Source organism: Corynebacterium sp. HMSC27B11 (assembly GCF_001815985.1).
In the GTDB taxonomy this organism is placed as follows: Bacteria; Actinomycetota; Actinomycetes; order Mycobacteriales; family Mycobacteriaceae; genus Corynebacterium.
Window position 1 is genome coordinate 207622 of the sequence record NZ_KV823538.1, and the last position, 10735, is coordinate 218356.

At 64.8% G+C, this 10735-nt stretch carries 7 protein-coding genes, 1 tRNA gene and 1 other RNA gene; 3 read left to right on the top strand and 6 right to left on the bottom strand.

All coding sequences use genetic code 11. The features are described from left to right. Positions 1 to 7 precede the first annotated feature (7 nt). Both HMPREF3097_RS01990 and HMPREF3097_RS01995 read right to left on the bottom strand, forming a co-directional pair. Entirely contained in the window at positions 8 to 1306 is a 1299-nt protein-coding gene (locus HMPREF3097_RS01990) for an aspartate aminotransferase type Ic (protein ID WP_070760531.1), read from the bottom strand. A 200-nt stretch (positions 1307 to 1506) separates the two neighbouring features. Further along, positions 1507 to 1592 (bottom strand) — tRNA-Ser (locus HMPREF3097_RS01995). Positions 1593 to 1810: 218 nt separating this feature from the next. On the opposite strand from HMPREF3097_RS01995, the gene ffs reads away from it, so the two are divergent. Further along, positions 1811 to 1905, top strand: an RNA gene (ffs, locus tag HMPREF3097_RS02000) — signal recognition particle sRNA small type. Positions 1906 to 1926: 21 nt separating this feature from the next. On the opposite strand, the gene HMPREF3097_RS02005 is transcribed toward ffs, so the two are convergent. After that, entirely contained in the window at positions 1927 to 2484 is a 558-nt protein-coding gene (locus HMPREF3097_RS02005; protein WP_070760533.1) for a hypothetical protein, read from the bottom strand. A 132-nt stretch (positions 2485 to 2616) separates the two neighbouring features. On the opposite strand from HMPREF3097_RS02005, the gene HMPREF3097_RS02010 reads away from it, so the two are divergent. Beyond that, on the top strand, positions 2617 to 3498 hold the full coding sequence (locus tag HMPREF3097_RS02010; RefSeq protein WP_070759773.1) for a crotonase/enoyl-CoA hydratase family protein: 882 nt from the start codon (positions 2617 to 2619) through the stop codon (positions 3496 to 3498). Positions 3499 to 3570: 72 nt separating this feature from the next. Here HMPREF3097_RS02010 and gluQRS read toward each other — a convergent pair whose 3' ends face one another. Continuing rightward, entirely contained in the window at positions 3571 to 4671 is a 1101-nt protein-coding gene (gluQRS, locus tag HMPREF3097_RS02015) for a tRNA glutamyl-Q(34) synthetase GluQRS (protein ID WP_371260059.1), read from the bottom strand. After that, positions 4664 to 6019, bottom strand: coding sequence for a tRNA guanosine(34) transglycosylase Tgt (tgt, locus tag HMPREF3097_RS02020; RefSeq protein ID WP_246821184.1), 1356 nt, complete (start codon positions 6017 to 6019; stop codon positions 4664 to 4666). Before tgt ends, gluQRS begins: the two co-directional genes overlap by 8 nt. A 273-nt stretch (positions 6020 to 6292) precedes the next feature. Here tgt and HMPREF3097_RS02025 point away from each other — a divergent pair, with 273 nt between their 5' ends. Next, positions 6293 to 7939, top strand: coding sequence for an ATP-binding protein (locus tag HMPREF3097_RS02025; protein WP_070760537.1), 1647 nt, complete (start codon positions 6293 to 6295; stop codon positions 7937 to 7939). Between the two features lie 21 nt (positions 7940 to 7960). Here HMPREF3097_RS02025 and HMPREF3097_RS02030 read toward each other — a convergent pair whose 3' ends face one another. Beyond that, complete coding sequence (locus HMPREF3097_RS02030; protein ID WP_070760539.1) at positions 7961 to 10366, bottom strand: MMPL family transporter; 2406 nt, start codon at positions 10364 to 10366, stop codon at positions 7961 to 7963. Positions 10367 to 10735: the final 369 nt, after the last annotated feature.

Below are 10735 nucleotides of genomic sequence, written 5' to 3' on the forward strand. Positions count from 1 at the left end.
CCAGGCCTTAGGCCCCGGCCTCCACGGCCTCGATCGCGGCGAGCAGCACGCAGGTCGCGAAGCCGTCCATCGCCAGGCGCACCTGCTCCAGCTCCGGCATCGACGGTGCCAGGCGCAGGTTCTGATCCTTCGGGTCCTGCTTCAGCGGGAACGTCGACCCCGCCCCGGTCAGCGCAACGCCAGCCTCCTTGGCCAGCTCAACGACACGGCCGGCGGTCCCCTCGACCACGTTGACGCTGATGAAGTAGCCACCAGCCGGGTCGGTCCACTCCGCAACACCCAGGCCGCCGAGGCGCTCCTCCAGGATTTCGACGACCGCGCGGAACTTCGGGGCCAGGGATCCCGCGTGCTTCCGCATCAGCGCGCGCACGCCCTCGGCATCGCCGAAGAACTGGGCGTGAGCCAGCTGGTTGACCTTATTCGGCCCGATGCCGCGCACGATCGCGTGGCGCTTCCACCAGTCCAGGTTCTCCTCGGAGGAGGCGAAGAAGGCCACGCCGGAACCCGCCTGCGTGATCTTGGAGGTGGAGGACATGCACCAGAAACGATTCGGGTTGCCCGCCTCCGCGGCGAAGCCGAGGACGTCGTACACCGGCGGGAACTCGTCCGTCAGGGTGTGGACGACGTAGGCGTTATCCCACACGATGCGGAAGTCCGGCGCCGCCGTCTCCATGGACGCCAGCTCGCGGCAGACGTCCTCGGAGTACAGGGTGCCCGTCGGGTTGGAGAACATCGGGACAGCCCACATGCCCTTGACCAGCGGGTCCTTCACCAGCTCGCGGACCTGATCCAGGTCCGGGCCATCCTCGAGGAGGTCCACGGTGATCATCTCGAAACCGAAGTGCTCGGTGATGGTGTGGTGACGGTCGTAGCCCGGCACCGGGCAGATCCACTTGAGCTTCCCGCCCTTCTCCGCTGCCTTCGCAGCCTCGGCTGCCCACGGCTTGACGGAATCGTTGGTGCCGAAGGTGTATGCCCAGGCCACCAGGTCGAAGGCCATGTTCAGGGAGGAAGCATCGCCGCAGACGATGTTCTCCGCGGCCACGCCGATAATCTCCGACCAGATATTGCGGATATCCGCGATGCCGGTCAGCCCGCCGTAGTTGCGGGTGTCGGTGCCATCAGCGGCGATGAAGTTCTTGCCCGGGCGGCTGAGCAGGTCCACCGCGTAGTCCAGCTGTTCGGTGGACGGCTTACCGCGGGTGAGATCCAACTTCAGGCCCTGGGCCTTGAGATCTGCGTACTTCTTCTCAACCTCGGGCTTGAGGGAAAGAAGCTGGTCACGGTCGATGTTTGCGAGCTGCACGGTGCTGGCGCCTCCTGCGTATGGGGCTCAAAGAATTTAGTGGCAAATACCATTTTTGATTCTAACAAGCGCCCCAGACACGGGCTTGGTCTGTGCACACAAGCTGAGCCCCCACCAGCAGCTCCCACCGGATCAGTTCACTGTGCCCCTACGCAACGAACGAAACCCCAGGTAGCGAACTACCTGGGGTTTCCCAACTGCGGAGGATGAGGGATTTGAACCCTCGAGGGGCGTGAGCCCCGCACGCGTTCCAGGCGTGTGACATAGGCCGCTAGTCGAATCCTCCGCTGACTACTATACCCAGGCCCACCAAGCGCACAAAATCCCCAGCGCTCGCAGCATTTCCGACCCCGCGAGGCGAAGCGCACAGCCGACCCTGGAACCGCCGTGAGGCCGGGCTCCAACCCCACTGGAATCAACCCCACGTCCCCGCAAGCCAGCGCCCGAAAGATTGACCCGCACGATCGAGCGTTGGCCAGGGCCGTGGCGATGCGTTATGCTTTAGGCGGATTCCGCGTGGCGTGCATCTTGTGAACTCCCCCAGGGCAGGAATGCAGCAAGGGTCAACGAGCTCTCACGGGTGCGCGGGGTCCTTTTATTTTGCCCAAAAAACTTCGCCGCTACCTGCCAGCCTGCTGATCGCGCGCCCGTTCCGCACGCACGGACGCCACCATCAGGCCCACGAAATTCAGCCCGATCAGGCAACCAACGAGCAGGAAGACCAAGCCCGCAGCCCACAGTCCCGAGGAATCATCGGCGGCAGCCCAAAAGGACCACGCGAGCGAGAACCCCGCGGTGAAACCCAGCACAACGCCCAGCGCGCCGGCGAAAAGCCAGCGGGTCCGCAGCGAAAGCATCACCACCGCACACACCGCACCGACACCGCACGCAACCACTTGCCAATCTGCATAGGGGCCACCCATTGGCAGGCCCAGCTGGTCAGGGGTCCAGCTGAGGAAAAGAACCCAGACCACGAGCCCGGCAAAGAAGGCCCACACCCCAGCGCGCACCGTTCCAAGCAGCTTCCGCCGATCGCCACTCGACACCACACCCTGCCCGTTCTTCTGCTCACGGCGTTGCACAAGCCAGGTCGCGAGCAGCTGCAGGCCGAGGGGAAGTGGCCCGACAATGACGTACACCAGCAGTACGCCAAGCACGAGATTGATAACTGAACTCATGGAGCAATTTTACCGCCAAAAGCTCTCCCGGCCGCACTCGCGACCGCGTGATGAAGAACACCTCCCGGGCCCTCGCCACGCAGCTTCCGCAATCCCCCGCGCAGCACCGCACCCGTGGGTTAGCGTGATCCCATGACAGCCCGCAATGAACACTCTTCCGCCGCAGCACCGGACAGCGCCCACAACGACGACCCCGCCTCCCGCCACGGCGAGGTCACGCTGAACGTCGAGGACGGCATCGCCTACGTCACCCTTCGCCGTCCCGGCAAGCTGAACTCGCTCACCCTGTCCGTTCTCGACGACCTGGTCGCCACCGCGCACAAGATCCGACGCGACCGCACGATTCGGGCCGTCATTCTCGCAGGTGAAGACCATAATTTCACCGCGGGTTTGGACTTCGGCTCCGCGTTGAAGACCCCCGCGGGCATCGCCAAGGCCTTCGCTCCCCGGCCGTGGCGCGGTACCAATACCTTCCAGGAGGCGTGTTGGGCTTTCCGTCGCCTGCCCGTGCCCGTCATCGCGGCAGTCGAGGGCTTCTGCTTCGGCGGTGGTGTGCAGCTCGTCGCGGCCGCGGATTACCGCTTCACCACCGCGGACGCCCAGTGGTCCGTGTTGGAGGCCAAGTGGGGCCTGATCCCGGACATGTCGGGGATTTTCTCCCTCAAGCAGCTGCTGCCCATCGATACCGCCAAGCGTCTGACCATGACCGGCGAGGTTTTCGACGGCACCCGCGCCGTAGAGCTGGGGCTCGCCTCCGAGGTTGCGGAAGACCCGGCCGCAGCCGCCCGCGCACTCGCCGAGGAGCTGGCAACCCGCTCCCCGGATTCGGTGGCCTACGCCAAGCGCATCATCGACGAGACCTGGACCGCCGGCCCGCGCCGCACCTTCTTCATGGAGCGCGCCCGCCAGGCCCGCCTGCTCGTGGCCAAAAACACCAAGATCGCGCAGAAGGCGGCGGCCAAGGCGCGCGGCGCAGTTGTGGACGCCCGCTTCAAACCCCGCGAGGTCCGCTAGCCCACGCTCGACCGCCCCCTCCCGTTCCGGACGGTTCCGCCGTTCTTGAGTGCGTTGTTCCCGCGAGGTCCGCTAGCCTAGGTACGTCACCGGCTCGCGGGAGAGCAGCTCCGGGCGGAAGCTCTCCGCCCAACCTTCGAGGATTTCCGCCGGTGATGCGCCCTGCGCCAGGGCGTCGCGCACCCTCGCGGCAGTCACGCCCACGGCCTCCCCCAGCGATTCGCCGATCCACGCCAGGGCATCCTCCACCCCGAGCTCGCGCATCGTCACCGCCCCGTCGCGCTTCGCCAGGCGCTTGCCCTCCGGCCCGAGCACCAACGGCACGTGCAGGTATTCCACCTCCGGCAACCCCAGCAGCCCAGCCAGGTACGCCTGCCGGGGTGCAGAACTCAGCAGGTCATCCCCGCGAACCACCTGGTCCACGCCCGCGAGCGCATCGTCCACCACGACGGCCAGGTTGTACGCATACTCGCTGCCGTCCAGCTGCGCGGTGTTCCCGCCGCGCCGCAGCACCATGTCATCCACCTCGCCGGTATAGGTCCCTTCTTTTAGGACGTCACCGCCCAGCGCTTCCCTGGCCGCGAAGTGCTCGGTGATCGTGTGGGTGGTGACCAGGCTGGCCGGGGTGGCGTCGGAGGAAGAAAGGTCACCGACGCGCAACCGCAACGCAGGACTACGACCTGCCTCGGCGAGCTCCGCCCGGCGCGTAGCTCGTTCCTCCTCGCTGAGGTTCCGGCAGGTCCCGGGGTAGGCCCCTGGGGCGGCGTGCGGGGCGCGGGAGGCTTCCTGGATGTCCTTGCGGGAGCAGTAGCACTCGTAGACCCGCCCCTGGTCAGCCAGCTTTTGCAGGGCAGCCGCGTAGTGGTCGAGGCAATCGCGCTCGTAGACGATCCTGCCGTCGTGGGTGATTCCGAGTTCTGCGAGGTCAGCGAGCTGCCGGCGGGCGGATTCCTCGGAGGAGCGCTGGGCGTCGATGTCGTCGACGCGCAGGTGGAAGGCCCGGCCGGTGTGCCGGGCGAAGAGCCACGCGAGGATCGCGGTGCGCAGGTTGCCCAGGTGCAGGTCGCCGGAGGGGCTCGGCGCGTAACGCCCGGCGCCCCGCGGTTCCAAAGCAGCGTCGCGCTGTGTCAAAGCAGCGTCCTGATGAGTCTCGCCCTCATCCTGCTTAGCCAAGGCGCTGCTCCCAGCCCGGCCCGTAGTAGCGGCCCATGAACTCCGCACGGTACTCCTCGAAGCGGCCCTCCAGCATCGCCTCCCGGATGTTGTCCACCAGCTTGATCATGAAGTGCAGGTTGTGCAGCGTGCACAGCGTGCCCGCGAGGTATTCCTTCGCACGCAGCAGGTGGTGGATGTAGGCGCGGGTGTAGTTCTCGCTCACATAGCCACCCACCTCGGCGTCCACCGGCGTGAAGTCCCGGCGGAAGCGCGCGTTAGAGAGGTTCATCCGCCCATCGAGCGTGTACACCCCACCGCGGCGGCCGAGCCGGGTGGGCGCCACGCAGTCGAAGGTGTCCGCACCAGCGGCGATGGCAGTGAAAAGGTCATCCGGCTCGGAGATGCCCAGCAGGTGCCGTGGCTTGTCGTCCGGGAGCTCCTGGGAGACCCACTCCACGATGGTTCCGAGGTTCTCCTTCTCCAGGGCCCCTCCGATCCCAAAGCCACCGAAGCCCCGCTTACCCTCCGCCTCGGCCTCCTCAGAAAGCTGCACCAGTCCGCGGGCCGCCTGCCGGCGCAGGTCCTCGTACTGGGCGCCCTGCACCACGCCCCACAGGGACTGCGGTGGTCGGTGGCTGCGTAGCTCCGTCTGGCGCTGGTGCTCCTCCAGGCAGCGCTTCGCCCAGCGGTGGGTGCGGGCCACCGACGCCTCCTGGTAGGCCCGGGTATTCGCCAGCGTGGTCAGCTCGTCGAAAGCGAACATGATGTCCGCCCCCAGCTGGTGCTGGATCTGCATGCTGACCTCCGGGGTGAAGCGGTGCTTGGAGCCGTCGATGACGCTGCGGAAGTCCACCCCGTCCTCGTCCACGATCGCCATGCGCTTCTTCTGCTGCGCGATGACCTTATCTTCGGAGACCTTCGAGTCCATCGCGAGGACCTTCTTGTACCCCACACCGAGGCTCATGACTTGGAACCCGCCGGAGTCCGTGTAGGTCGGCCCGTGCCAGTTCTCGAAGGTGGCCACGCCACCGGCTTCGTCGACGATGTCCGGCCCGGGCTGCAGGTAGAGGTGGTACGCGTTGGAGAGGATCGCCTGCGCCCCCGCGGATCGCACCTGCTCCGGGGTCAGGGTCTTCACCGTCGCTTTGGTTGCGACGGGGATGAAGGCGGGGGTGTTGATGTTCCCGTGCGGTGTTTTGAGCACGCCCACCCGCCCCTGCGTCAGCCGTGTTTCCCGGTCCCCTTCGCCGGAGTGCGATGCGATCGGGTCGGTCACCTCGCCCAGGGGCTTGAGGAGCTCGAAGGACGTATCAGTGGCAAACCCGGCCGCGTCGTGCGGTGGCTGCGAGTGGGATCCGGAAGTCATAACCGACAGTCTAGTGCTCGCCCCGGACATGCCCGTGGCGAACTGCTGGGCGGTGTCCACGAAGGCTCAGTGATACCCCGCGCCGCACGTGGAAAACTCATACTGAGAATAAGACTGGGAATATTTCACAGTGTCATTCCAAGTTTACAAGTATTACTAATACCCATTCGACCTGCACTAACGTCAGCATTACCCAACGCGCCCCTTTAAAAACTTCAAGCCCTAGCCCGCAAACTCTTGTTTTTAGAGGTTTAAACCTTTAAACTCGCAATCATGACGTGGGATTCGGCACGCATTCAGCAAGAGGTCTCCTGGTTTCGCCTCCGTCAAGGGGACTCAACAACCGTCGAGGTAAAACGCGCTGCCCACGGCCTGCCAGAAAACTTAGGGGCAACAACCTGCGCTTTCGCAAATATGCCCGAGGGCGGAACGATCATCCTCGGCATCGACGAGCGATCAAACTTTGACATTGTGGGAGTGCCAGAACCCGTGAAGCTCGAAGCCGGGATTGTCGATCAGGCGCGCAACGCCATCTCCCCGTGCCCGTACATCAACACGTACTCAGTGAGAATGGGCACCGCCGAAGACGCCCCGACCGTCGTTGTCGCCGAAGTTCAAGGTTTGCCGATCCAGGAAAGACCCGCGCGGTATAAGCATCGCGCCTATCTCCGACAGGCTGATGGCGACTACGAAATGCACGCATCCGACCTGCGGATGATCGAGGCCGCGAAGTCTCCGGAAAACCCCACGGCGGACTACGACATGCGGCCCGTGCCCAACACGTCGGCCAAAGACCTGGACGAAAAACTCGTCCAGCAAGTCGCCAACGACCTGCGCCAAGCGGTGCGCCCCTTCCGGGATATCGACGATGACCACGAAATCCTCAGGAAAATTACGGCCGTGCTACCCACCGGGGAGCTCAGCGTGGCCGGGTACTACGCCCTCAGTACTTTCCCCCAAGGGGTCTACCCAGCTCTCAGCGTGACCTGTGCGGTCCGGCTCCCCGACACGTCCCCTTCACACAGCCAGTCGTCCGCAAGAACCCGGAACCTCGAGCGTTTCTCTGGTCCACTGCCCACCCTCCTCGACCAAACGATGGAGTGGATCACCGCTAACCTCAGCACGTATCAGGCCTACCTCGCCAACGGGCACATGGTCGACCGTCCAGAGCTACCGCTCAACGCCATCCGAGAGGCCGTGGCCAATGCACTCATCCACCGCGACTTAGGCCCCGACACCCTCGAAGAGGGCCGCAGTATCGATGTCCGCATTACCCACAAGGCACTCATGATTATGAGTCCCGGTGGGTTGAAATCCCTGTCGGTCAGCCAACTGAAAAGCGACGAGCTCTGGCGCCAAGAAGTGAATCAGCGGCTCTACCGGCTCGCGAGGTCGCTGCGGGATGACGCTGGGCACAGAATCATCGAGGGTGAAGGCGGTGGCGTCCAGACCATCCTGAAATCCCTTCGCGAACAGGGGCTCAAGCCGCCCACATTCGTCGACACGGGTGTGAAGTTCACCGCGTTCTTCTGGCGCGATACTGAACCCCAGCTGCGCCCCGACATGGGTGGCGAGACTGCTGCCCCCGAGACTACTGCCCCGGAGCCGACCGATTCCCAGGCCTCTCCGGCGCCTACGCCGGCCCCCGCCTCAAAGGCAGAGCCATCCCTGCAGCCATCTCCTGCAGCGCAGCCCCTCCCCGATCTGGAGAAGCTCGGCAAGAATGCCCCGGCTGTGTACAAGGCAGTACACACCGCGGGGGTTGGAGGGGCCACGGTAACGCTAAAAAGCATCATCGACGCAACCAACCTCAGCGAAAGCCAGGTAAGGTACGCGCTCAAACCACTGATCGAGCAGGAGCTCGTCCACATGCATGGCGGTCAAGGGCGACGCGGTACCACCTACACCGCTGCACGGTGACCAGCTCCCCCAACCACACGCCTAGCGCTCGGCAGCCTCGCCGATCTCCCCGCTCGCGAAGGCCTTCTCCAGCGCCGAGCCCTCCACATCCACGGTGGGCAGCACCTTGTCCAGCCACTTCGGCATCCACCACGTCCCCTTACCGAAGAGGAACATCAGCGCCGGGACGAACGTCATACGGATGAAGAAGGCGTCGAAGAGCACGCCCGCACCGAGTGCGAAACCGAAGATCTGAATGAACGGCAACGGCTGGAAAACGAAGGACGCGAACACACCGATCATGATCAGCGCCGCCGCCGTCACTACCTGGGCACCCAGCGAGAAGCCACCGATGACGGAATCCTCCACCGCGGTGTAACGAGAACCACGCGCCGCGGCCTGCGAATCGTGCAGGAAGCGTTCGCGCATGCGGGAGACGATGAACACCTGATAGTCCATGGCCAGGCCGAAGGTCACGCCGATGAGGAAGATCGGCACGAAGCTGACCAGCGGGCCCGGCGAGTGCCACAGATCCCACAGCCCCTCCTGCCAAAACAGCACAGTCACGCCGAAGGCCGCGCCCACGGAGAGCAGGAACCCGAGCGCCGCGATGAGCGTGACCACGATGGAGCGGAAAACCATCAGCAGCAGGATCAGCGCCAGACCCACCACGAGCCCCAGGTAGATCGGCATCGCGTCGGCCAGCTTGTCGGTGACATCCTGCTGGATCGCGGTCAGGCCGGTAATGCCGATCGTCGCGCCGGTCGCCGCCTCGATCTCCGCCTGCTGCGCCCGCAGCGTGTGGATCAGCTGCACGGTCCGGTCATCCGTCGGGCCTGCCTTCGGGGTCACCAGCAGCTGCGCTGCGGTTTCGTCCTCACTCATGCCGACGATCTGCGCGTTGACCACGTCCGCGTTCTGCCGCATCTGGTCCGCGGCGTACATGAACGTCGCTTGCGCCGGGCTCGGTTGATTTTCCGACGTCGGTTCCGTGCCGCCACGGTAAGGCTTCAGCGCCTCCGCATCCCCGCGGGCCTCGGAGCCGTCCACCACGACGAGCATCGGGGCGTTCTTGCCGCCGCCGAAGCCCTCTTCGAGCATCTCCGCGGACTTACGCTGCGTGGAGGTGACGTTCGCCGTCTTATCCGAGGGCAGCGCGAGCTCCAGGTTCAGCACCGGGATCGAGAGCCCGGCCAGTACCACCATCACCAGGGCGAGCATGAGCCCCGGGACGCGGTGCACCAGCTTCACCCACCGCACGCTGAAAGTGTTCTTCTGCTTCTCTGGCGGCACGGCGCGGGCCTCGGTGTCGTGTGGGCCGGCGGCCTCCTTCTTGAACACCCGGTCCCCGAGCACGCCCAGCAGGGCGGGCAGCAGGGTCAGGGCCACCAGCACGGCGATGAAAACATTCGCCGCGGCCGCGTAGCCCATATATGTCAGGAAGGTGATGTTCGCCAGGCGCAGCGAGACCAGCGCGATAATCACCGTGAGGCCCGCGAAGACCACCGCCGAGCCCGCAGTGCCGGTCGCCAGGCCGATCGCATCCAGTCGGCTGCGCCCGTGCCGCAGCTCGTCGCGGTAGCGGGCCATGATGAACAGCGCGTAGTCGATACCGACCGCCAGACCCAGCATGAGGCCCAGCGTTGGCGTCATAGAATTCAACGGCACAAAGAAGGTCGCGCCGACCGTCAGCAGCGTGCCGATGCCGATGCCAACCACCGCAGTGAGCAGCGGCAACCCGGCGGCGAGCAAGCTGGCGAAGGTCACCCACAGGATGATCATCGCCACCGCCAAGCCGGCGATCTCACTGATCGGTTCGACGGCGACAGGGTCCGCAAAACCCAGGCCACCGGCCTCGACGGTAAGCCCCGCGTCGCGAGAGATGTTCATCGCCTCGGTGACGGCGGCACGGTCCTCGTCGGTGACGTCCGCGGGGACGGGGACGTCGAAGGTGAAGCTCAGCACGCCGGTGCGGCCGTCGTCGGAAACAGCGCGGAGGGTGTGCGCGTCCAGCAGTGCGGTCTCGCGCGGCAGCCCCATGTCCATTTCCTGCTTGACGAGCTCCTTCTGCAGCCCGTCGTTCATCGTCACGGGATTGTGCAGCTGGAGGGTGTCGCCGAGGTTCTGGACGTCCTGCTTGATGGCTTCGACGGTGCGGTCCATCGCCGCCATGTACTCGGGGTCCTTCAGCTGCTTGCCCTCCGGGGCCTGGAAGACGACGTTGACGATCGACTCCTCGCCAGGGTCACCCATCTCAGGGAACTTCTCCTGGAGCAGCTCGGTGGCGTGAGTGGAGGGCATGTCCTCGATTTCGAAGACGTCGTTGAAGCCCTTCTGGCCCGTGAGAGCGGCCGCGCCGATGCCGACGAGGGCGACCAACCAGATGCCGATGGCGAGCCACTTACGAGTAAACGACCAGCGTCCGAGGTGAAACAGGAACTTCGCCACGAGCTAAGGCAGCCTTCCATGCCGGGAAAAGGGGTATCACTCCCAGCCTAGTGGCTGATGGCTAGGTGCCCTAAGCGTGGTTTTTGAGCACTCAAAGGTTGTTGACAATCCACCGCGTCGCAGTAGACTTTGCAAATGTAAGCCCCCAGGGACGCGATTTCATCGCCTGCCTGGGGGCGCCTGTTATTTTTGAGATATGAATGAGCTATCTCGAGATCTGGATGTATCGAGGGAGGCCGGGGGAGCCAGATTCTCGTCTTATCGGATCGCGACGGAAAACGATCTGCAAGCCTCGCGTCTCTATATGTGGAATCTAAGCTTGGCTGCGCGGTGGTGGGGTCGAGAGTGTCCGATTGTTTGTGTGCGGGG